We start from the raw sequence: 24,022 nt of genomic DNA on the forward strand, positions 1-24,022 counted from the left end.
CTCCTTCTTACGCCTTGTCTTCTGTAACTTTGCCCATAAGTCCCATGGGTCTTACAACTAATATAAATATAAGAAGCACAAAGGCTATTAAATCCCTATATTGTGAGGATATATAACCCGACGTTATTGTTTCTATGATTCCTAAAAGAACAGAGCCTATAACTGCCCCCTGCAAACTTCCAAGCCCTCCAAATACAGCAGCAATAAAGGATTTTAAAGTGATATTCCCAATCTGAGGATATACTGTATATTTCATTCCAAATAAAACACCTGCAAGTCCTGCTAAAAAACCTCCAAGCCCAAAAACAAGAAGGATTATAAAATCCGTATTTATCCCCATTAAGGCACTAGCCTTCATGTTAAAGGATGTTGCCTGAATAGCCTTTCCTATTTTTGTATGGTCAATCAAGTAGATCAATAAAACTAAGAAAACAGCTGAAATTATAAACATCGTCAAATCTATTCTTCCGATAGCCAAATTCCCAATTTTAATAGGCTGAGCTGAGAAAACCTCAGGATAGGTTCTAAAGGTTGGCCCTATAGTTGCAATTATTATATTTTCAAGGAAAATCGAAACTCCCATTGCAGAAATTATAAAATACAAAAATGGAGCCCTTCTATCCCTAAGGGGTTTATATGCAACCCTTTCAACCAGTATCGCCATTAGGGCAGCACATATTCCTGAAGCAATAAAGGCGACGGAAAATGGAAATTTATAAAGGGTCATAAAGAAAAATCCAAAATAAGCGCCAAACATAATAATTCCACCATGGGCAAAGTTAGAAAAATTCATTATACTATAAACCAGCGAATAGCCCACAGCCATTAGGGCATAAACGCTTCCAATTGAAAGGCCATTTATAATCTGCTGAATAAATCCAGACATCTTTTTTCCCCCTTTACATTCAATTAAGGTGGGAAAATCCCACCTTATTTAACTGCATATTTTTCAACAAACTTATATTTTCCATTTTCTATTTTAATTATTGCAGCTTCCTTGTTTTCAGGATTATGAGTATCCTTTCCTATTTTGATATTTCCTGTTATTCCTTTAATTTCAATACCTTCTAGAGCTTCTTTAATCTTTTCTCCTTCAAAGCTATTTGCCTTCTTTATTGCTTCAACTAAAAGCGTGCAGGCATCGGTTGCAAGATACCCATTTATTTCTGAATCCTTGCCAAACTTTTGTTTATATTTATTTCTAAATGGTTGAACCTCAGGATCGTCAAAATCCAAATGATTGATAATATATGAGCCTTCAACAGCATCACCGGCCATTGTCATTAGCTGTTCTGATGGCCATCCATCACCACCCATCAAAGTCGCAGTGATTCCAAGTTCCCTTGCCTGCTTTGCTGAAAGGGCAACTTCCTTATAATAATATGGCATAAATATAATATCTGGATTTGCTGCCTTTATCTTTGTAAGCTGAGGTCTAAAATCAACATCCCCAGTTTTGAATCCTTCCTTTGCAACAACTTGTCCACCCTTTTTAGTAAATGTTTCTTCGAAGTATTGAGTTAACCCTTGGGAATAATCATCGCCAATATCATAAAGAATAGCTGCCTTTTTAAATCCTAAAACATCTATCGCATAACCTGCTGCAACAGCACCTTGATATGGGTCTATAAAGCAAATTCTAAAATTAAATGGCTTTACCTTTCCATCCACAACAGTAACCTTTGGATTTGTTGCAACTGTTGCAATATCAGGAACCTTCATTTCTTCTAAGATGGAAGAAATTGGTATTGCCTGTCCACTTGAATTAGGTCCTATTATTGCGATAACCTTGTCTTGGGATGTCAATCTTCTTACAGCGTTAACTGCCTCCGTTCCATCACCTCTTGTATCATAAGCCACAACTTCTACTTTCTTGCCTAATAAGCCTCCATTGTTGTTTAACTCCTCGAAAAACATCTTTACTGCATTTGATTCACACTGTCCCCATACAGCCTGGTCGCCACTTAAAGGTCCAATCCAACCTACCTTAATAACGTCCCCTGCCTCCTTTTTAGCACAGCCGCTAAATAAGGAAATAACCAAAGCAAAAACTACAAGTAGAGATAAAAATTTTTTCATTTGACATCCTCCTTTGTGCAATTTGTCCAATTAAAGTATATAATTTATTCAAAACATTTTCAATATTTAGAATTATTAAAATATTTTTACTTTATATCTAGAGCATTATTTTCTTTATTCCCCTATTTAAGATTTTGTAATAATCAATAAAATCGTAAATATCCTCTTCAAACAAACTTGAAAAGCCTTTAAATTCTTCTAAACTAAGCTCATTTATGTTTTTTCCTTTTTCCTCACAAAACAGAACTATTTTCCCAACGATCCTATGGGCATCTCTAAAGGGAACCCCTTTATTCACAAGATAATCCGCCACCTCTGTTGCATTTAAGTATCCATCCTCTATTGCCTTTAAAATTTTCTCTTCATTTACCTTCAAGGTTCTAATAACTCCCTCTAAAATATCGAGGCAATTTTTAACCGTGTCTAAAGAATCAAATATAGCTTCCTTATCCTCCTGCATATCCTTATTATAGGCAAGCGGAAGCCCCTTTAAAGTAGTTAATAAAGCCATCAAGTTGCCATAGACCCTTCCTGTTTTTCCCCTTATAAGCTCTAAAGAATCAGGATTTTTCTTTTGGGGCATTATGCTGCTTCCAGTTGAAAATTCATCATCTAAAGTTATAAATTTAAACTGGCATGAAGAGTATATTATAAAATCCTCAGAAATTCTGCTAAGGTGCATCATTATAATGGAAAGATCCGACAAAATTTCAAGGACAAAATCCCTGTCCGAAACCCCATCTAAAAAGTTTTCAACTGGTTTTTTAAATCCTAAAACTTTAGCTGTAAATTCCCTATCTATATCATAGGTTGTTCCAGCAAGGGCACAGGAGCCTAGCGGACATTCATCCATAATATCTATTGCATTTTGGATTCTTCTTTTGTCCCTTTCAAGCATGTTAAAGTAAGCCATTAGATAGTGCCTAAAAGTTATAACTTGGGCAGGCTGAAGATGGGTAAAGCCTGCCATAATATATGGATTTTCATCAGCCTTTTTCTTAATAGTTTGTTGAAGAAACTTTATTTTTTCTATTATAATGCTGCATTCCCTTTTTAAAAATAATTTTAAATCGGTAACAACCTGATCGTTTCTTGACCTTGCCGTGTGAAGCTTTTTACCTAAAATCCCTATCCTTTGGATTAAGTGAAACTCCACAAAACTGTGGACATCTTCAAAATCACCTATAAGTTCAAGCTTTCCTGATTTAATATCCTCTAAAATCTCTTCAAGGCCATTTATTATCTTACTTCCTTCTTCTTCCCTTAATATTCCTACCTTTGTCAGCATCTTTGTATGGGCTATGCTTCCTTCTATATCATCGAAGATCAATCTTTTATCGATCTCAAATGAGGAATTAAACTTTTTCATTAAGGGATTTTCCACCTTTTCAAATCGTCCTCCCCATAACTTTTTCATTTTATCATCCCCATCTTCATCATTGCCTTAATCTTTATTGGAAGCCCATACAAATTAATAAAGCCTTCTGCATCCTTATGACTATAAACTTCACTATATCCAAAGGATGAAATATCCTTATCGTAAAGGGCAAATTTACTCTCCACCCCGGCAGGAATAATGTTGCCCTTATAAAGTTTAAGTTTTACTTTTCCAGTTACATTTTCCTGAGTTTTTTCAATAAATTCATCGATAGCCTCCCTTAAAGTTGTAAACCATAAACCATTATAGACAATTTTTGTATATTTATGCGAAATTATTTCTTTGAAATGAAGGGTCTCCTTATCTAATGTTAAATATTCAAGATATCTGTGGGCCTCGTAAAGTATACTTCCTGCAGGAGTTTCATAAACTCCCCTGGATTTCATACCCACCAATCTATTTTCAATGATATCTATAACTCCAATTCCATTTTCTCCGCCTATTTTATTTAAAACCTCAATTAATTCAACAGGGTTTAATTCTTTCCCATTAACCTTTTTAGGAACGCCCTTTTCAAATTCAATATCAACGTAACTTGCTTCATCCTTTGCCTTCTCAGGTGGAGTTACGATAGCATACATTTCAATTTTATGTTCATTCTTAGGGTCCTCTAAATCCCCACCTTCGTGACTTACATGCCATAAATTTTTATCAACGGAATAAATCTTTTCCTTAGTAACAGGAACTTCTATTCCCTTCAAATTAGCGTAGTCTATAGCATCCTCCCTTGATTTGATATCCCAAATCCTCCATGGGGCTATTATTTTTATAGTTGGATCAAGGGCAGCAATGCCAAGCTCAAATCTTACCTGATCGTTGCCCTTTCCTGTGCAGCCGTGGCAGATATACTCTGCTCCTTCCTTATGGGCAATTTCAACAAGCTTTTTGGCCATTAAAGGTCTTGCAAAGGCTGTTCCAAGAAGGTATTTTCCCTCATAAAGAGCTCTTGATTTAATAGCTTTAAAAAGATACTCCTTTACGAATTCCTCCTTAACATCTTCAATATAAACCTTTGATGCTCCGGATTTTAATGCCTTTTCCTTGATCTTTTCCATGTTATCTCCCTGTCCAACGTCAATACACACAGCTACGATCTCTGTATCGTAGTTCTCCTTTAGCCAAGGAATAATTATCGAAGTGTCGAGCCCTCCTGAATAAGCAAGTATTATCTTCCCATGTAAACTCCTCCTCTTTGTTTTTTAATAATTATACAATTATTTTTATATTTATGCAATAGTTTTTTTAAAAATTCACCCCATAAGATGCCAAATAAATTTATCGGAATCTTACAGGGTGCTAATACATTAAACTACTTTTTCTTTTCAATTATTTCTCCAATAACATCCTCTATCCTTATATTCCCATATCCTGCTGGATAGCGGTATATTTTTTTGCTCTTTGAGTTGAATTTGTTAAAACCCCTTTCGGTGGTAACGAAGTATTCAAAGCCTACCCCTTTTGCAATTTCTAAAACCTTTTCGTTATACTGTCCAAAGGGAAAGCATAAAACCTTTGAGTCCTTGCCTAAAAGGTTTTTAATAACCTCCCTTGATTTTACAAGATCATAGTAAATCCTTTCCTCATAATCCCTTTCCCTTTCAAACCTTTTAGCATTAGGATCATATCCTCTATGGGCAAGCTTCCCTCCCTGCTTTAGGGATTCATTTATATAAATATAGTCGTGGCTCTCATGGGTATGGGAATCTATTTCTATAAGACCACTTAAATAAACCTCTCTAATCTCCTCTTCATTCATGGAAAAACTATCCTTTTTACCCTTAGTTGTTATCCTTGAGGTTACAATGAAATTTACAGAAGGAATGTTATACTTTTTTAAAATTGGAAAGGCATATCTATAAAATCCCTTTAATCCATCATCAAAAGTTATTAAAATTGCATTTACAGGCGGCCTTTTTCTTCCCTCAAGGCAGGCAATGGTATCCTGTAAAGATACAAAATTAAAGCCCCTCCTTTTTAAAGTTAAAATATCCTTCTCAAACCTCTCAGGAGTTATTGTAAGATTTGTCAAAGGCTTAGGACTTACATTATGATAGGTTAAAACGGCAATTTTATCTTTATAATAAATTTTTTTGCCTTCCTCTGCATTAACATTAAAGGAAAAAAGGAAAAAAATAAAACTAAAATCCAAACCCTCTTCATCTTTTAAACCTCTCCCTTAAAACCTTACATAAAAACACAGGCAAAACAGACATCCTTCTATATCTCCATGGCTCCTTTATGAGTCTATAAAGCCATTCAAGACCTAATTTTCTCATAATCTTTGGAGCCCTTTTAATATTGCCTGAAATAACATCAAGGCTACCTCCAATTCCCATAAGTAGGGGAACTTGTAGTCTTTCCATATGCTTAGTTATCCAATACTCCTGCTTTGGACTTCCCATTGCAACAAATAAAATATCAGGATTTTTTCTCTTAATATCCTCAATAACTTCCTCTTCATCCTTAAAATATCCGTCCCTAACTCCAACAACATTAAGGCCGTGAAACCTTTCCTTTAAAACCTTAACAGCCTCATCGGCAACTCCTGGTTTTGCACCTAATATGTAAACCCTATATCCTCTTTCAGCTGCTCTTTTGCAAATATTTATCATAAGGTCGATTCCTGTAACCCTTGATCTTATCCTTCCTCCGTTTAAAATCGAAGCAATAACAACTCCAACGCCATCGGCAATTTGAATTGTTGCGCTGTTTAATAGATTTTTTAAGCTTTCATCCTCCTGCGCCTTCATTATCTTTTCAGGATTTATAGCAACAATAAAGGAGGGTTTTCTTTCCATTATTATTCTATCGACTTCCAAAAGAACTTGTCCCATATTAAGAGGACAAACATCGACACCAAGATACCTTTCCTTTACCATATTAATCCTCCATTATCTTCTCATATATTTCTTTATATCCTTCGACAAATCTTTCAATGGAATAAAATTGTCTTGCTTTATCATGAAGCCTTTTACCAAATTCTATGCATTTTAAATCATCCCTTAAAAGATTTAACATTTTTTCTGTTAGATCCTCAACATCCCCATATTCCACTAAATAACCGTTGTTTCCATCCTCAACAAGGTCAGAAATTCCTCCTACCATAGTAGACACAACCGTTTTTTTATATTTTGCCGACTCTAATATGCTAAGTGGAAAACTTTCACTCCTTGATGTTAAGCAGGTAAACCTAGATATGTATAAAAACTCATCAGGTCTTTGAAAACCTAAAAATACCACACTATCAGCAATATCATATTCTTCAACATATCGCTCAAGCTGATCTCTAATTGGTCCATCTCCTACTATTAAAAACATAGCATCAGGACATTCCTTTAAAACCTTTTTTGCCGCATCAAAGAAAAACTTATGGCCCTTAATTGGATGAAGCCTTGCAACCATAGTTACAAACTTTTTGTTCCTTGGAAGGTCGTATTTTTCTATTATTTCATCATAGTCAAAATTATAGACCTCGTCAAAGTCAATTCCGTTATATACTACAAATATTTTTTCTTCTTCATATCCTCTTTCTACTAACATCTTCTTAAAATCCTTGGAAACTGCAATATAGTAATCAAAGCTCTTTAGGGCATAGGCATTAATCCTTGAAAATATGAGAGTCTTAAAGGGATTTCCCTCATAGTCCATAAGGTAGTCACTGTGAATAGTAGTTACAAAGGGCTTTTTAATAATCTTTTTTAGAAACATCCCTAAAAAGTTTGCCCTTCCACCGTGACAATTTATTAAATCAACCTCTTCCTTAACTGCAACCTTTTTAATCTCATCAAGGATACTAAGGTCAAACCTGCCCCTTTGTTCGATAAGGCGAATGTCAAGTCCCATTTCTAGTCCTTCCCTATAAAGGGCACCATCCATAAGACAGATTATTATATTTTTAAAGGATTTAGCATTTGCGGCAAGGCTTAAAAGATGCCGTTTAGAGCCCCCAACTTCACCACCGCTTATAATATGTAAAACCTTCATAAAACCTCTCCTCATCAGATGAGTATTCTACAAATTATTTATACCATATATAAAACAACTAAGCAAATAAATTTTAAGGACGGCCCAAGCCGTCCTTAAATAGTTTTATATATAATCCCCGCATCTCTTAATACATCTTTAAATCCCTCAAACAAATTCTTTGTATCAAAAATTACAGCTCCCTTTTGAAGGCTTCCTATGATATCGTCAATCTTTATATCCTCAAACTCCTTCTGTTTTGCAAGGACCATTATGCCCTCTGCATCCTTTATAGCTTCCTCAAGGCTATTTACCTTAAAGGGATACTCCGTAACAACAGCAGGATCATAGGCTAGGACCTTCGCTCCCTTTTTTCTTAATATTTTAATTATCTCAATTGGAGGGCTTATTCTATCATCGTTAGAATAATCCTTCATAGCAATACCTAAGACTCCTATTTTGGCCCCCTCTATTGTCTTTCCAGCACCCCTTAAAAGCTTTTCCATGATATTTACCATTATCTCAGGAAGCTTTGCATTCTTCTCCCTTGAAAGTTTCAAAATATCTAAGTTAACTCCAAGCTCCTTAGCCTTCGGTTCTAAATAGTGATATGCATTAGGAATGCAGTATCCTCCAACACCTGGGCCTGGAACTAAAAGATTTACCCTTTTATGGGTATTGGCAACCTTTATAACCTCAAATATATTGATTCCAAGGGCCTCTGTAAACCTTGCAAACTCCTGCACCATGGCAATATTTACATCCCTTTGAACATTTTCAAAAACCTTTGCAGTTTCAACAACTTTAATAGAGCTTGCAATTAAAACATCCGTCTTGCAAACTATCTCTAAAAGCTCCTTTGCCCTTTTGGCACTTTCTTCGTTAACACCTGCAACAACCGTTGGCATATATGCAAATTCTTCAAAGGCTTTACCCTCCGCAATCCTTTCCGATGAATAGGCAAGATAAAAATCTATCCCTGCCTTCATTCCTGATTCTTCTTCAAGGATAGGAAGTAAAATCTCCTCTGTCGTCCCCGGAATTACAGTGCTTCGTATAACCACTAAATCTTCCCTTTTTAAATTTTTACCTATAAGCCTTGTGCATTCCACAAGGTCTGTTAAATCGTGCTGCCCGTTTATTATCGGTATCCCAACGGTAACAACGATGTTATTGCACTCCTTTAAAGCCAAAACCCCATCGGTCGTTGCCCTGTATCTTTTCTCTTCAAGCTGCTCCTTTAAGATCTCCTGAATAGTCCTTCCCTCAAAGGCCTCCTTATGATGGGTAATTCCTTTATTTATATCCTTAACAAGGTTTTCTACAACATCAACTCCATAAACATTGCATCCCCTCATTGCAAAACTTAATGAAAGGGGAAGTCCCACAAACCCTTGTCCAAAAACTGCAACATTTCTTAAGCTTTCCTTTATATTATCCATTAAAATTCCTCCTCAGCTTCTAAAACATAGGCCTTATATAAAAGAGCCGTTAAAAGCCATGCAAAAACATTTAACTGTGGTATAAACATCAGATTGTTGAAATTGTTTTGGAAAAGATACGATACCCAAAAGCCTATAAGACTCAGGGCAATAACCTTATACTCCCTTGTTTTATTATAAACCACAATAACCAAATAAAAAAGCATTATATATATGAACATAAAATTAAGCCCGCCAAAAATCCCCATCTCAGCAAACATCTTTAAAAAAGAATTGTGGGGACTCCAAAGGTCCTTCCTTACAAAGAGCTCGGGAAACCTTTTTATATAATCATCATAAAAATACCTATAATTGCCATGGCCAACGCCTAAAACAAAGTGCTCCTTAAACATTAAATAGGCCGTTTTCCATAGTTTAAACCTTGCATCCTTTGTAATTTTTTCTATAGATAAAAGGGTTATAAACCTTTTTCTTGTAAATGGGTGGGCAATTAACGGAAGTATAAATGCAGGCAATATTGCTATAAATTTTTTGTTTTCAATCAAAAGTATTACAAATAAACCTAATAAAAACGCAAGCCAAGAACTTCTATTTAAGCTAAACAGAAGGTTAAATATGAATAAAGCTAAGAATAAAACATTATAAATCTTTATTTTCCTTTCCTTTATCATGTCAACTATCGGGTAAAATATAACAATATTTACTGCCGCTCCCCAATAGTTTGGATTTACAAAGGTAGAATTTAGCCTAATATTCCTGTTTACCGTATAAGGTGATAATCCAAATATGAACTGGATAACCCCATAAAGGGCTGCTACAACCATCGAGGCAAAAAACAACATAAATGCCCTTTTTATAGTCCTTTTATCAGCTAAAAGAACTATAAAATAAAATAGAAAAACATACTCAAAAAATCTTAAGCTTTCACTAATTGCAGCACCTTTATTTGGAGCTATAAAAAAGGAAATTATATTTAAAAAAACAAATAAACCAATAAATAAGTTTAATTTTCTAAGCCCCTTGTCCTTTAAATTATAAAGTTCCTTTAATCCACCTTCAAATAAAAGGTAGCAAAGACCAAAGAAAATCAAAATAGATGCTATTATAAAATCCGCAGAAAGGGGCAAAAATCCTAATTTAATCTTTAAAGGTAAAATTGGAACTAAAATAACAAATACATATATAGATATATTAAAAAGCCGCTTAAACATACTTAACACCTTCTATTCCCTAAAGCTTTTCAAAAATAGAATGCTCATAAAAAGTGCGATCAATAGCCCATGGGTTTTTAAAGTAGTTAAAAGTGACGAATTAACAAGAGCTAAAAAGGAACTAAAGGAAATCAAAACTATATATTTTCTATTTCTATTGTTTTCGCTAAAATATTCAAAGCCAAGTAAAACTAATGCTAAAAGGATTGTAAATATTATTATCCCAACAAACCCTATATGGGAATAGGCATTTGCAATATAGTTTACATTTGCAGACATTTGAGGTTCATGATATACATATCTTCCTATAATAAATGGGCTGTCGATTTTGTAGATATTTTTAATAAATCTTTTTAAAATGCTGCTGGATAAATAAAGTTTTGGATGCTTTGTAAAAAAGTCATAATAAACAAAACTTAAGGATTGCGGAACGAAAAAGGCTCGTCTTATACCAACCGACATTATGAAATTATTCTTTAAAAGCAAAACTGAAGTTATAAAAAGATTCAATGCCGGAAGCATGTAATACATAAGTTTTTCTGAATAAATTAAAAATACAAAAAGGTTTATAATCAGTGAAAAAAGATAAAACTTAGAACCGTTTATGGTAAAGATTAATGCCTGAACTATTAAAGGAATAACAATAAGGTAATACCTTCTTATCTTTGCAAAATATGCGATGCTTGTTGGAATAACAACAAGCGCTGACCATTGAAGAATATATTTTAAGTAGGTTGGAATCACAGCCCTTGCCTTAAATCTAATATCATAAACCTTCTCTAAATTTAAAAGATAATATAAAGAATGTCCATACTTAATATAAGCATAAATATTTATTGCGAAAAACAAAAATAAAGTTAAAGCCAAAAGATAAACATAAAGGTCATTAGAACGATATCTTCTTTCCCTTTTTGCAAATCCCCTGTAAAATAGGAATATCCCCTCAAGAATTAAAAAAGAAATAACAACCATGTAAAAATAAGGCCTTGCATTATCAGACATCCAATAAAATACCGATAAGGGAACAAATAATAAATTGTATAAAATAAAGCTGTAGGTTAAATATATGCTTTTATTAATATCATAATAAAAATACACAAGACCAAGTAATATCGTAAAGATTATAGCTTCTATAAGCTTAAAAAAGTTAAGATTAAGTGCATACCCTACTTGGTATGTATAATCCTGAAAAATATAAAAGTAAAAATAATAGCTATAGCACAAAAGAACAAAATATATTCCAAGGCTTATTATAAATCTTTTCCTCTCCATCAACCTTTCAAACATCATATGTTCCCCCAGTCAAACAAAAGTTTAATATTAAGCCCCCTTATTGGAGTAAAATCCTTTATCCTGTTTTGGGACAAATCCAGCTCCTTTAAATTCTTAAGATTCTCAAAACCATCTATTTTTTCTATTCTGTTTGCAGATAGATTTAAAACCTCTAAATTTATAAGATTAGTTAAAGGCTTTGCATCTTTTATCTGATTGTTGGCAAGATCCAAATACTTTAATGATTTAACATTAGCAAGGGCAGATACATCTTGAACATTGTTGTTAAAAGCCTTCATTTCCTCAAGAGCCTTTAAATTTTCAAAACCCCTAAAATTCGTAATTTTATTGTTTGAAATATTTAATTTCTTTAAGCTAGTAAAATATTTAAAATCCTCAACGGATTCTATTCCCTGAAACCTCAAATCCAGCTCCGTAATCCCAGCAACATCCTTAACATAAACTTCTCCTTCACCTTTACCGATGTAGGATCTTATCGTCCTTTCAAGATTTTTGTCCTTAAAAATAATGGGGTTTAACCCGTCATCAGCAGCAACATCATTTTTTGCAATCTTATTTTCATAATTTGCCTTTGCACGGAACCTTTCTGGATACATGATAGTAATTGAAGCGTTGACTATAAAAATTAAGGCATAAATTATTAGTAAGGCATTAAATATCCTACTCTTAAAAAGGTTATCTATCCTTTCCTTAAACAATTTTATCACCTTCTAACTTCTTATAAATATTTAAAAGCTTTTTCTCATTAACATCCCAATTATACCTTTCAAAAACTGCCCTAAATCCATTCTCACCCATTTTATAAGCCGATTCCTTGTTTTCAATAAGGTAATCTATAGCCTCTGCAACCTTTTCAGGATCAGTAGGATCCACCAAAAGGCCGCAGTTTTCTCCTTCGACTATATTTCTCATCATAGGAAAGTCGCTTGCAATAACCGCAGTTTTAGACATCATGTATTCAAATAGCTTAATAGGTTCAGAATTTACATACCTCCAATTCTTTGGCTGCAAAAGGACAAACCCAGCAAAGGCCCTATTTAAATATTCTAAAACCTCCTTATGGCCTATCCTTCCAGTCCACTCTATATCTTTATCCTTTAAATTTTCCTTTGCAAAATTCATTATCTTATCTTCAGTTTCTTTGTCTCTAAAGTTTCCAATAAAAACGAATTTTGCATCGCCTTTAATTATCTTTATTGCCTCCAAAGTCTTTAAAATACCCCTATCCTCAGAGAGCCCTCCAGCATAGACGAATATAGGCTTTTCGCTAAAAGTCTTTTTTGGTTCCCCCTCTAAAACAGGATAGTTTGTAATAAGCTCAACGTTTTTATTCCATTTTTTGAACTTATCAACTAAAATGTCGTTAACAGTTACGATATAATCCGCCCTTTTAGCAAGATTTTTCTCATATATATAAATGAATTTCTTTGCAACATCATAAAGGCCTTTAAAGTGTTCAGCAAAGGCTTCAGGATAATATTCGTGGGAATCATATATTATCTTTTTATTTAAATTTCTCTTAAGTTTAACCGCCACTTGAAAGGAATCCGGCTCATGGGCATGGTAAACATCAGCATTTATCTCTGCAGCTATCTTATACATATCCCTCATAGGCCTTATTCTGTCATACCAAGCCCTTCTTTTTTTAAAACATCTTACAATAATTCCATCCTCAGTAACAAAATCCTTATCCCCAGGGGCAACCAAATATATTTCATCGTAAACCTTTTTAAGGGACAAAATCTCCTTATAATAAATCCTATTATCAAATACATTATGGCTGGACGTTAACATGCAAATCCTCATACTGCACCACCAAACTATTTTTTTCTTAAAACCAATTTTAAAGCATCATCAAGCTCTTCTAATTTTAATATTTTAAGGGCAATAAAATAAACTAAAATTCCTGTTATTACAGATAGAATTAGATTTATAACCATTCCAATAAATCCCTTAAGATAAAGCTTTAAAAGGGAATCCACTGCCAAAACACAAAGGCCCATTATAATGGCTGCTAGAGTTATTTTAGAAAAGGATTTAAAAATCCTCTTTCCTCCAACTCCACCAATTCTTTTGCTTAAAGCAATTCCAAGTAGAATACTTGTTGTTATAGCAGAGATGGATGTTGCAAAAGCAAGTCCACCTATTCCAAGGAATCTCACTAAAATTAAATTTAAAGTTATATTTAAAAGCACTCCAACTATTCCATTTAGCATTGGAGTTTTTGTATCGTTTATTCCATAAAATGCCCTATTAAATACATCCCTTACCCCATAAAAGGGAAGGCCTAAAAGTAAAAAGGAAAGGGCATAGACGGTAAGCTTTAAGGAATTGTCGTTGAACATACCCCTTTTGAAAAATAAAGTCAAAATATCAACCTTAAGAACAAATAGGCCTACCGCAGCAGGAACCATTATAAGAAGAATGCTTACAATTCCCTTGTGGATAAAAATTTTCATATTATCATAGGCCCTGTTGGCACCTTCCCTTGATATTGCAGGATATATTACCATAACAATAGATGCAACAAATACTCCATATAGCATACTGTTTACGTTTATTGCAAAATTGTAGGCGGAAATATTGCCTGTTGGAAGGCTGGATGCCATGGTTTTATCAACAATTGAGTTTATTTGATTAACCGTTGTCCCAATAAGTATTGGCATAATCAAATAAAGCATTTCCTTAACCTGCGGGTCCTTAAAATCTATATTAAAGCTATACTTATATCCATGTTTTATAAGATAAGGAATTTGAATTACAAATTGCAATGTGTATCCTAAAAGCGTTGCAATTGAAAGCCCTACTATTCCAAACTTTGCTCCTAAGATTAAATAAATTATAATAGGAAGGTCAAGGGCAATTCCCACCATTGCAGGAGCTTTAAATTCATTAAGCGTCTGAAGAATTGACATAAAGGCCGCCGTCATACTAAGGGCTAATATATTGAACATACTTATTCTTGTTAGCTTTATTGTAAGATTATATTTTTCGCCGTAAAATCCATGGGCAATAATTCTAACTATCTGAGGCGATAAAACAAAGCCTAAAAGGAAAAAGGCAACTGAAAATAAAAACAATATGTTCATTACGTTATTTGCAAATCTTATCATCTCATCCTTTCCCTTTTGAGTTAAGTTTCTGCTCAAAAGGGGAATAAACGTAGTGTTTACAGCAGCCCCTATTACTGAATAAATAATAAGGGGAATCGTAAGGGACACCACATATGCATCGCTCTCAATAGTAGTTCCGAAACTACTTGCAATAAGGATGGTCCTAAAAAAGCCAAAAACTTTGCTAAGGATGGTAATAAAAATTACCACCCCTGCAGCCTTTGCAAGATTAACTCTTCCCATCACAACCTCCATTATCTTTTGAATAGTTTAACAGCTTCCTCAAGTTTTTCTGCAACATAATTTGCCTCTTCATCGGATAAATCATTGTAGAATGGAAGTGCAACGCATCTTCTTCCTGCATCTGAAGTTACCGGAAAATCTTCTTCTTTGTATCCAAACATCTCAACCATATAAGGCTGAACATGAATTGGCGTAAAGTATGGTCTACAGCCTACTCCATTTTCCTTAAGATATGCCATTACCTTGTCCCTGTCAACATCCTTAGAAAGTTTAACAACATAAACAAAGTAGCTCATGACATCAACCTTTGGATCTATATATGGAACTTCAACGCCCTCGATTTTGCCTAAAATTTCATCATATCTTTTAGCTACTTTTAGCCTCTTTTGAATTATTTCATCAAGCCTATCCATCTGAATAGAACCTAATGCAGCATTTAGCTCGCTCATCCTATAGTTATATCCTAATCTTTCGTGATGAAGCCAAAAGCCGGTTATGGCTCTGCCTTGACTTCTTAAGCTTTGGGCAAGCTCTGCTATTTCTTTATTATCAGTTACAATTATTCCACCTTCGCCGGTTGTAATCTGCTTGTTTGGATAAAAGGCAAAGGCTGCTGCATCAGCAAGCTTTCCTGCCTTTACGCCATCATAAACTGAGCCTAGTGCTTCGCAGCTATCCTCGATAAGATGAAGGTTATGTTTATCTGCAATTTCTCTTAGTCTTTTCATATTTATAGGCTGACCAAAAACGTCAACTGCAAGTATCGCCTTTGTTTTTGGAGTAATATGCTTTTCAACTTCATCTATGTTCATGTTTAATGTTTTAGGGTCTATGTCAACAAATACAGGCTTTGCCCCCTCCATTAAAAAGCAGTTTACAGAGGCAACAAAGCTAAAGGGAGTTGTTATAACCTCATCGTCCTTTCCTATTCCAAGGGCCTTTACGATAAGGTTTAGGGCACTTGTTCCGCTGTTTACTGCAACAGCATATTTTACGCCCACATATTCAGCAACTTTTTTTTCAAATTCCTCTATTTTAGGTCCTATGCTTAAAATGCCGGATTTCATAACCTCCACAACGGCATCTATTTCCCTTTGGGTGATATCCGGTTTTGCCAATGGAACTTTCATTCTAAATCCTCCTTAAACTTTATAACTTTAGCTGGCACGCCAACAGCAACGGCATTGTCTTCAATGTCCTTAATAACCGTCGCCCCAGCTCCAATAGTAACGTTTTTGCCAATCTTTACCCCAGGAATAACATTAGCGCCAGTTCCTACATGGGTAAAATCCCCCACCCTTACCGTGCCAGCAAGGTGAGCTCCAGGGGATATATGGGCAAAATCCCCTATTACGTTATCGTGTTCAACAACTGCCGATGAATTTATAATGGCAGCCCTTCCAATTTTAGCACTGTTGTTTATAACCGCCATGGGCATTACAACAGTTCCTTCGCCTATTTTAACATTTCCTCCTATAACAGCGCTTGGATGAACTGCAGTAAAAAGCTCTACTCCAAAAGAATCGAGTTTTTGAACTATATTTTTTCTAATTTTATTATCGCCAATTGCAGGAACAGCCTTTAAATTAGGATAAATCTCCTTTAGGGCTTTAATATCATCAAGCTTTCCTAAAATTTTATAGCCCAATATTTCTCCCTCTTTGTTATCATCAATAAAGCCTAATATGTTTATATTGTTAATATTTTTCATCGCAAGGAGAATATCAAGGATAACCCTTGCATGGCCTCCTGCACCTACTATTATAACATCCATACCATCACCTACAGCTCATCCTTATCTTTTATTATAAACTTTTCCTTTTCAGCGTAAACACCTTCACCCTTTAAAACCACTAAAAAGGTTTTAAAGAAAATCTTTATATCCATCCAAAGGTTCCAGTTTTCCACATAATAAACATCATACTTTATCCTTTCAGGCCAGGATAGGGAGTTTCTTCCGTAAACCTGTGCAAGGCCTGTAACTCCAGGCTTCATTAAAAGCCTTTTTCTTTGAAAATCGTCGTATTTTTCAACTTGATACATAAGGGTTGGCCTTGGACCTATTATGCTCATCTCGCCCTTCAAAATGTTTATAAGCTGTGGAAGCTCATCAAGGCTTGTTTTTCTTAAAAATCTTCCTATCCTTGTAATTCTTGGGTCATTTTCACCTGTATAATAGCCATCACCAATCTTTTCAGCGTTTTTAACCATTGTTCTAAATTTATATATCATAAATGGCTTTCCGTTAAGTCCTGCTCTTTCCTGCTTAAAGAATACCTCTCCCTCTGAATCAAGTTTAATAAGAATTGCGATTATTAAAAACAGAGGGGATAAAACAATAAGAAGGATTAGACTTAAAAGAAAGTCAAATAGCCTTTTTATAAAAAGCTGTAACTTCTTCATCCTCTCACATCCTTAAAACAAACTCTCAAGTCTATCAACAAGTTTTGATATATCGTGGTTTTCCTCGACGTATCTTCTTCCCTTTTCACCAAGGGCCCTTCTTTCGTCCTCTGTCATTCTTGAAAGTGTAACAAGTGCATTTGCAAATTCAACCGGCGATTCAGGGTTTATTGAAATTCCTGCACCGGATTCTTTAACTAAATCGTTTGTTGCCCTGCAGGAGAATAAAATAGGATTTCCACTGCAAAGATAATCGAACATCTTGTTAGGGCTAATTCCATATTTAAAAACATCAAGGTCTTTAAGGTTAAATAAGCATATATCTATATTTTTAAGAATATGCGGAACATCAACCTTTTTGATTGGATCGTATATATAAACATTATCAAGCTGCATATCTTCTTTGAGTTTAATTAGCCTTTCCTTCTCAGGGCCATCGCCAATTAGCAGGATATCTATATTGTTTATCCCCTTCTCTTTAATTATATTTGCAGCCTCAAGGATTACATGAAGGGCGTTTGCAGGTCCCATAGCTCCAAGGTAAACCGCCTTTATTTTACCCTCATGCTCCTTTAAAATATTCTTAACATCCTGACTCATATCCTTATTTAACACATCATCAAACCTTTTTACTAATACTCCATTTGGAATATAAACTATCTTATCTTTATAGTTTCCAACAGATTTTATATAATCTCCTGCGCCGGGCAAAAGGACTATTATCTTTTCTGCTCTATCATAAATAAACTTTTCAATTGCATAAAATACCTTTGCAGGAAGGCTATTCTTTCTCATAGCCCCCATGTCGATTAAAGTTTCCGGCCAAAGGTCCCTAATCTCTGCTATATACCTTGCATTAAATTTTCTTGCTAGGTAGTATCCTGCAATACATGTAAAGGGATGGACGGATGATGCTATGATTACATCCGGCCCTTCAAATTTTTTCAAAAGTTTATATGAATTTATTGCAAAGGAAATCATATTGATAAATCTTTTATAATCGTTTGTTTTATATGGAAAAGTTCTTATCCAAAGGAATTTAACTCCATTAATATTTTCTATTCTATATTTTTCCCCTTCATTCAACCTTTCAGTTCTTGTTTTTAAATCAAAGCTGGAGGCGATAACTGTAACGTCATATCCCCTTTTTACAAGTTCCTCTGCAAAATCAAAGTGCCTTGTCCCGCCGCCAATTGTTGGTGGAACAGCGTAGTGGTTCATTATCCAGATTCTTTTCATTAAACCAACACCTCAGTCCAGCATTTATTTTTGCAATGTCCTGTTTATGATTTCCACAATTCTTTCGCTTGAATGCCCATTACCAAAATAATCGTGTTTTTCACCCTTTGGCATAAAGAATCTAATAGCATTTAAAATGGCCTCATAATCGCTTCCAACAAGGACATTCCATCCATCTTCAACCGTTTCAATCCACTCGGTCTCCTCCCTCATGGTAATACATGGAACGTCTAAGAAATAGCTTTCCTTTTGGACTCCGCCGCTATCGGTTAATATCTTTTTAGCAGACAATTCAAGCATAATCATGTCAAGGTAACCAACGGGCTCTATAATCTCTATATTTTGTCCAACTTCTATGCCATAATCATTTATAAATTTTCTTGTTCTTGGGTGAAGGGGAAGAACTATTTTTTCATTAGAATCCTTTAAGGCATTGAATATATTTATAAGTTTTTCTTTATAATTTGTATTTTCAGCCCTGTGGATTGTAACAAGGATATATTCCTTTTCCTTAAGCCCTAATCTTTCTAAAATGTTAGATTTTTTCTTTGCAATTTCAATGTTATAAAGGATGCTGTCGAACATTACATCCCCAACGTTGTAAACTCCCTTTTCAATTCCTTCACTTTTTAAATTCTTTACTGCTGTTTCCGTTGGGCAAAACAATAAATCCGAAATGTGATCTGTTAAAACCCTATTTTGCTCCTCTGGCATTGCCTTGTTAAAGCTTCTTAATCCTGCTTCAACGTGAATAACAGGGATAAGAAGCTTACTTGCTGCAAGGGCACCTGCCAAAGTTGAATTTGTATCGCCGTAAACTAATACAGCATCAGGTTTTTCTTTTAAAATTACTTCTTCTATTTTTATTAGCATATTCCCCGTCTGCTCTCCATGTTTTCCCGATCCAACATTAAGGTTATAGTCCGGTTTTGGGATATTAAGCTCTTCAAAAAATATATTCGACATATTTTCATCATAATGTTGTCCTGTATGGACTATTATTTCCTTAAAATGTTTTCTAATCTCCCTTGATACTGGAGCAGCCTTTATAAACTGGGGCCTTGCTCCGATTACCGTTAGTATTTTCATATAATCCTCCTTAAAATTGATTCTTTAAAAGCTGATCCTCTGGAACATCCTTGAAGTATTTTGCTGGATTTCCTGCAACGATCTTTCCAGATTCTACATCCTTTGTAACAACTGCACCTGCTGCCACAAATCCATCCTCATAAATGGTTTTCCCGGGCAATATAGTTGCCTGTGCACCGATTCTTCCACCTTTTTTTATTGTAACTCCCTTAAAATGTTTAAATCTTTCCTTTGACCTTGCTGCAAAATTATCGTTAGAGGTTACAACGCCTGGTGCAACAAATACGTAGTCCTCAAGCTCTGAATAGGCTGTAATATAGGCATTTGTCTCAAGTTTACAGTTGGAGCCAACCTTGCAGAAATTTTCAACTGCAACGCCGCGTCCTATAATCGTTTTACTACCAATCGTTACATTTTCCCTAATTGTTGCAAGGTCTGCAACCAATGTGTTTTCTCCTATTTCACAGCCGCAGTAAATAACAACCCCTGCACCGATTAAACATCCGCTTGAAATTTTTGCAGGCGGAAGCTCCTTTTCATCTTTAAATATGCTGTTTACCGCCCTCATTGGCTTTTTACCTATAACAGTATTATCATCGATCCTTACATTATCCCCGATAACAGTTCCTTTATGAATAACAACGTTGTTGCCGATTATGCAATTGTTTCCTATAACTACATCATCTTCAATAACGCTAAACCTTCCAACAGATACATTTTCCCCAAGCTTTGCGCTCTCCGAAATATAATTCATACAAATCCTCCTTAGTAATAATTGAGCATTACTAATGCTAAATCATATAAAAACTTTCATACAATCTTTTAATATTTTCTTTAAAATTTTCAAATGTAAATCCATTCCAATTAGCAGGATGACTTAAAAACAGTATCTTTTTCTTATTTTCTTTGATAGCATCAACCACTGAATATCCATCCCTCCAAAAGGGCTTTAACCTTGCATCTGAAACATAGGCATCCAAACTTTCTAATAGCTCTTTTTTATATGTTTCCACTGTTATTCCTAAGTCTTCATAGCTATATTTTTCAAACAAATAATGATTTGGAACTCCTATATGCTTATTATAAAAATCTCCATGACTTGCTATGGATTTTATGTCATAGCCTTTAAAATACGTATTCAAGTTACTTACAAATTCGTCATAAATATTTTCCAAATCCTTTTCAATTATGCTAAGTTTACTTTTTATTTTATTCTTTTACAATATGTTGCAAGCTCTTCGTAGTGATATCCAACTTCGCTGCTATATTTAACTATGTCGTCCATTAAAGAATAATCAATAGTGCTTAATCTAAAATAATATGATGCTTTAACATTATACCTTTTTTCTATTTCAAAGAAAATCCTTGCACCTTTTTTGTCAACATCGATATCATGTCTTAAAATTAATACCTTTTCATCTTTATTCATATAATTTCTATAATAATCAATAACAGAAGTTACGATGTATCCCTTTTCAATAGCTAATCTAATTATATCCTCATATTCCTTAAATCTAGGTTCTTTTAAAAAATCTGCATATACTCTTTCAAAAAATCGCTTCATCCATCCCACCTTCGTTACCTTATGCCCTACTAATTAAATGCATATATGTTTTACATAAATTAAACTTATTTTATAGTATCAATTTCGTATAGATATTTATTTAATTTTAATATCCGCATCCTTCATATCAAGGGTTGAAAAATCTCCAATTGGGAATTTTACAGGCATTCCTGTTTTTTGTGACTTATACGCTGCAAGTATTATTTCCATTCCCTTTCTACCTTCTTCGCCGTTAACAAGTGGCTCCCTATTACTCTTTATAGCATCTATCATGTCCTTAAATAAAGGTGTGTGCCCGTATCCGTAAACTGTATCAGGATCCCCTTCCTGCATCTTAAGTATTTCTTCCTCTGAATCCTTACCATCTGCAAATCTCCAAGTTTCAATCCTATTTACTGCAAGGCCTCCAATAACAACTGAGCCATTTTCACCAAATATGCTTAATGTCTCCTCTAAATTCTTTGGATATACACAAGCGCTTCCTTCCACAATTCCAATTGCACCGTTTTTGAATCTAATTATAATAGCGCCAAAATCTTCCGCTTCGATATCCCTTATAAAGTTCCCTGTTTGGGCATAAACGGAATCGATCTCTCCTCCCATCATCCATTGAAGAAGGTCGATGTCATGTATGCACTGATTCATCAATGTTCCACCATCGAGCTCCCAAGTTCCCCTCCAGGGTGCCTGCTTGTAGTAGTTCATATTTCTATTCCATCTAATGCTTGCCATTCCGTTGATTAGCTTTCCAAATCTTCCTTCCTCAAGGGCCCTTCTTAGCATTTGGATTGGCTTATTAAATCTGTTTTGGTGGCATACGCAGAGTTTAACGCCTTTTCTCTTTGCAGTTTCAATCATCTTATCTGCATCCTTTGTTGAAAGGGCCATTGGTTTTTCAACTATAACGTGCTTTCCCTTTTCCATACAGTAAATTGCAATTTCTGGGTGATATCCGCTTTCTGTAGCAATAGTTACAACATCTATATCTTCCTTTTCAATCATCTCTTTATAATCAGCGTAAACATTTACCTTTGCACCTTCTATTTTATTGATATATTCATTTGCCTTTGCCCTTGCCTTTTCTATATCAACATCGCAGGTTGCAACAAGCTCTGCCTCATCATGATTATTTACAATCGCCTCAACATGCTTATATGAAATTCTTCCACATCCAATTATCGCAAACTTTAACTTCATAAAATTACCTCCTTGAGTGCCTGCCTCTTGACTTTTTGACTTTTTGACATTTTCAAATTTTTCCATATAAAATTTTTAGCCATCTTAGCAAAATTATTTCACACTATTTTAATGTAACTTGCTTTTAAAACCAATAATCTCATTATCCCTTTTTTCTATTATTGGGACTTATTTTTTATTTAAACCTGATTATCGTCTCGAATTTTTAAGTCCATACTTTTATTTCCCCTAAAGTTTATAAAAGTAATGAACCGTCCCTTTTACAAAGGCACTTTTGCAAAAGCAAAAGTGCCTAAAGGATTAAAGCTTGATTATCTTGTCTCGGTTTTCTAAAACTTCTTTAGTTGCATTTCTTGTGTCGAATACAACCTTTGCATTTTTTACTATAAAATCATAATCATACTTTGAATGGTCTGTTGTTATTATTACTATATCCGCATCCTTTAAAGTTTCTTCTGTAAGTTCAACTGACACATAATGCTTTCCGTTGTGTGTAAACTCTGGTATATATGGATCGTTGTATGAAACTTTAGCATTTCTCTTTTCAAGATGTTCAATTACCTTTAAAGTTGGTGATTCTCTTAAATCATCTATATCCTTCTTATACGCTGCACCTAAAAGTAAAACCTTTGAACCATTAAGTGGCTTTTTAAAGTCGTTTAATATATGTGATGCCTTTTCCACAACAAACTCTGGCATGTAGTCGTTTATTTCCCCTGCTATTTCAATTAGTCTTGTATGATAATCATATTCCCTTGCCTTCCATGTTAAATAGAATGGGTCTATTGGAATGCAGTGGCCACCAAGACCTGGCCCTGGATAGAATGCCATAAATCCATATGGCTTTGTCTTTGCTGCTTCTATAACTTCCCATACGTCTATTCCCATTCTTTCGCAAAGGATGGCCATTTCGTTTACAAGGGCTACGTTTATATTTCTAAACGTATTTTCAAGTATCTTTTCCATCTCTGCTACCGCTGGTGATGATACTGTAAATATTTCTCCTTCTAAAACGTTTCTATATAAAGTTGCTGCAATCTCTGTGCAGTCCTTAGTAACCCCACCTACTACCTTTGGAGTATTCTTTGTCTTGAAGAACTTGTTACCTGGGTCAACCCTCTCTGGTGAGAAGGCAAGATAAAAATCCTCTCCGCACTTTAATCCTGTCTTTTCAAGTATTGGCTTTACAACTTCCTCTGTTGTTCCTGGATATGTTGTTGACTCTAAAACTACAAGCATTCCCTTATGAAGATACTTTGCTATGCTCTCTGTTGAATTAACAACATATGTTATATCCGGCTGCTTATACTTATCAAGTGGTGTTGGAACGCATATCGCAACGCAGTCAACCTCTGCAATTCTTGAATAATCTGTAGTTGCATAGATCATTCCCTTTTTAACAAGATCAGCAAGTTCCTCATCAACAACGTCCCCTATGTAGTTGTGTCCTTCGTTTACCATATCGCATCTTTTTTGCTGAATGTCAAAGCCTATTACCTTATAGCCTGCCTTTGCCTTTTCAACTGCAAGGGGAAGCCCAACATAACCAAGGCCCACAACCCCAATTACCGCTGTTTTATTTTGTATCTTTTCTAAGAGCATTTCTTTAGTTGACATACATTTTCCTCCTTTTTCTTAAGTGCCTGGCACTTGACTTTTTGACATTTTGACATTTCCATATAGTTCCATTGAAGTATCGTTTTTATAGTTAAAACATTAACAATTAAATTTTATCTTAAAATTATCCT

Annotated in this window: 23 protein-coding genes; all 23 read right to left on the bottom strand. The window is 34.7% G+C overall.

Annotated features, from left to right (window positions below; genetic code table 11):
• Nucleotides 1-7: 7 nt before the first annotated feature.
• Nucleotides 8-886 carry a branched-chain amino acid ABC transporter permease gene (locus CAAU_RS11040; RefSeq protein WP_008909522.1) on the bottom strand — a complete coding sequence of 293 codons (879 nt, stop codon included), beginning with the start codon at nucleotides 884-886 and terminating at the stop codon, nucleotides 8-10.
• Nucleotides 887-930: 44 nt separating this feature from the next.
• Nucleotides 931-2,079, bottom strand: a complete 1,149-nt coding sequence (locus tag CAAU_RS11045) for an ABC transporter substrate-binding protein (RefSeq protein ID WP_008909523.1) — start codon at nucleotides 2,077-2,079, stop codon at nucleotides 931-933.
• Between the two features lie 97 nt (nucleotides 2,080-2,176).
• Nucleotides 2,177-3,496: an argininosuccinate lyase gene (gene argH, locus CAAU_RS11050; RefSeq protein ID WP_008909524.1), complete on the bottom strand. Its 1,320-nt coding sequence runs from the start codon at nucleotides 3,494-3,496 to the stop codon at nucleotides 2,177-2,179.
• Complete coding sequence (locus CAAU_RS11055; RefSeq protein ID WP_040306551.1) at nucleotides 3,493-4,686, bottom strand: argininosuccinate synthase; 1,194 nt, start codon at nucleotides 4,684-4,686, stop codon at nucleotides 3,493-3,495. Before CAAU_RS11055 ends, argH begins: the two co-directional genes overlap by 4 nt.
• 140 nt (nucleotides 4,687-4,826) lie before the next feature.
• Nucleotides 4,827-5,666 (bottom strand): polysaccharide deacetylase family protein, encoded by an 840-nt coding sequence (locus CAAU_RS11060; protein ID WP_008909526.1) that lies wholly within the window; start codon nucleotides 5,664-5,666, stop codon nucleotides 4,827-4,829.
• A gap of 7 nt (nucleotides 5,667-5,673) precedes the next feature.
• Nucleotides 5,674-6,396 (bottom strand): WecB/TagA/CpsF family glycosyltransferase, encoded by a 723-nt coding sequence (locus CAAU_RS11065; protein ID WP_008909527.1) that lies wholly within the window; start codon nucleotides 6,394-6,396, stop codon nucleotides 5,674-5,676.
• Between the two features lies 1 nt (nucleotide 6,397).
• Nucleotides 6,398-7,501, bottom strand: coding sequence for a glycosyltransferase family 4 protein (locus CAAU_RS11070; RefSeq protein ID WP_008909528.1), 1,104 nt, complete (start codon nucleotides 7,499-7,501; stop codon nucleotides 6,398-6,400).
• 95 nt (nucleotides 7,502-7,596) lie between these two features.
• A complete protein-coding gene (locus CAAU_RS11075) occupies nucleotides 7,597-8,922 on the bottom strand; it encodes a nucleotide sugar dehydrogenase (protein ID WP_008909529.1) in 1,326 nt (441 codons plus the stop codon).
• A complete protein-coding gene (locus CAAU_RS11080; RefSeq protein ID WP_008909530.1) occupies nucleotides 8,922-10,133 on the bottom strand; it encodes an O-antigen ligase family protein in 1,212 nt (403 codons plus the stop codon). The genes CAAU_RS11075 and CAAU_RS11080 overlap by 1 nt, the downstream gene beginning before the upstream one ends.
• Nucleotides 10,134-10,145: 12 nt before the next feature.
• Nucleotides 10,146-11,420: a hypothetical protein gene (locus CAAU_RS11085; protein ID WP_008909531.1), complete on the bottom strand. Its 1,275-nt coding sequence runs from the start codon at nucleotides 11,418-11,420 to the stop codon at nucleotides 10,146-10,148.
• Nucleotides 11,420-12,124 carry a leucine-rich repeat domain-containing protein gene (locus CAAU_RS11090; RefSeq protein ID WP_008909532.1) on the bottom strand — a complete coding sequence of 235 codons (705 nt, stop codon included), beginning with the start codon at nucleotides 12,122-12,124 and terminating at the stop codon, nucleotides 11,420-11,422. The genes CAAU_RS11085 and CAAU_RS11090 overlap by 1 nt, the downstream gene beginning before the upstream one ends.
• Nucleotides 12,117-13,232 carry a glycosyltransferase family 4 protein gene (locus CAAU_RS11095; RefSeq protein ID WP_156792085.1) on the bottom strand — a complete coding sequence of 372 codons (1,116 nt, stop codon included), beginning with the start codon at nucleotides 13,230-13,232 and terminating at the stop codon, nucleotides 12,117-12,119. Before CAAU_RS11095 ends, CAAU_RS11090 begins: the two co-directional genes overlap by 8 nt.
• A gap of 14 nt (nucleotides 13,233-13,246) precedes the next feature.
• Nucleotides 13,247-14,782, bottom strand: a complete 1,536-nt coding sequence (gene murJ / locus CAAU_RS11100; RefSeq protein WP_008909534.1) for a murein biosynthesis integral membrane protein MurJ — start codon at nucleotides 14,780-14,782, stop codon at nucleotides 13,247-13,249.
• Between the two features lie 11 nt (nucleotides 14,783-14,793).
• Entirely contained in the window at nucleotides 14,794-15,912 is a 1,119-nt protein-coding gene (locus CAAU_RS11105; RefSeq protein WP_008909535.1) for a DegT/DnrJ/EryC1/StrS family aminotransferase, read from the bottom strand.
• Entirely contained in the window at nucleotides 15,909-16,556 is a 648-nt protein-coding gene (locus tag CAAU_RS11110; RefSeq protein WP_008909536.1) for an acetyltransferase, read from the bottom strand. Before CAAU_RS11110 ends, CAAU_RS11105 begins: the two co-directional genes overlap by 4 nt.
• An 8-nt stretch (nucleotides 16,557-16,564) precedes the next feature.
• Entirely contained in the window at nucleotides 16,565-17,185 is a 621-nt protein-coding gene (locus CAAU_RS11115; RefSeq protein ID WP_008909537.1) for a sugar transferase, read from the bottom strand.
• Nucleotides 17,186-17,197: 12 nt separating this feature from the next.
• Nucleotides 17,198-18,424: a glycosyltransferase family 4 protein gene (locus CAAU_RS11120; RefSeq protein ID WP_008909538.1), complete on the bottom strand. Its 1,227-nt coding sequence runs from the start codon at nucleotides 18,422-18,424 to the stop codon at nucleotides 17,198-17,200.
• 24 nt (nucleotides 18,425-18,448) lie between these two features.
• Complete coding sequence (wecB, locus tag CAAU_RS11125; RefSeq protein WP_008909539.1) at nucleotides 18,449-19,513, bottom strand: non-hydrolyzing UDP-N-acetylglucosamine 2-epimerase; 1,065 nt, start codon at nucleotides 19,511-19,513, stop codon at nucleotides 18,449-18,451.
• 10 nt (nucleotides 19,514-19,523) lie between these two features.
• Entirely contained in the window at nucleotides 19,524-20,267 is a 744-nt protein-coding gene (locus CAAU_RS11130) for an acyltransferase (protein WP_008909540.1), read from the bottom strand.
• Nucleotides 20,268-20,304: 37 nt separating this feature from the next.
• Nucleotides 20,305-20,688: a hypothetical protein gene (locus CAAU_RS11135; protein WP_008909541.1), complete on the bottom strand. Its 384-nt coding sequence runs from the start codon at nucleotides 20,686-20,688 to the stop codon at nucleotides 20,305-20,307.
• Nucleotides 20,689-20,717: 29 nt separating this feature from the next.
• Nucleotides 20,718-21,077 (bottom strand): hypothetical protein, encoded by a 360-nt coding sequence (locus CAAU_RS11140; protein WP_008909542.1) that lies wholly within the window; start codon nucleotides 21,075-21,077, stop codon nucleotides 20,718-20,720.
• 96 nt (nucleotides 21,078-21,173) lie between these two features.
• Nucleotides 21,174-22,274 (bottom strand): Gfo/Idh/MocA family protein, encoded by a 1,101-nt coding sequence (locus CAAU_RS11145; protein WP_040306553.1) that lies wholly within the window; start codon nucleotides 22,272-22,274, stop codon nucleotides 21,174-21,176.
• 300 nt (nucleotides 22,275-22,574) lie between these two features.
• Entirely contained in the window at nucleotides 22,575-23,891 is a 1,317-nt protein-coding gene (locus tag CAAU_RS11150; protein ID WP_008909544.1) for a nucleotide sugar dehydrogenase, read from the bottom strand.
• Nucleotides 23,892-24,022 lie beyond the last annotated feature (131 nt).

The sequence above is a fragment of the Caloramator australicus RC3 genome, assembly GCF_000297115.1.
Taxonomy (GTDB): domain Bacteria; phylum Bacillota; class Clostridia; order Clostridiales; family Caloramatoraceae; genus Caloramator; species Caloramator australicus.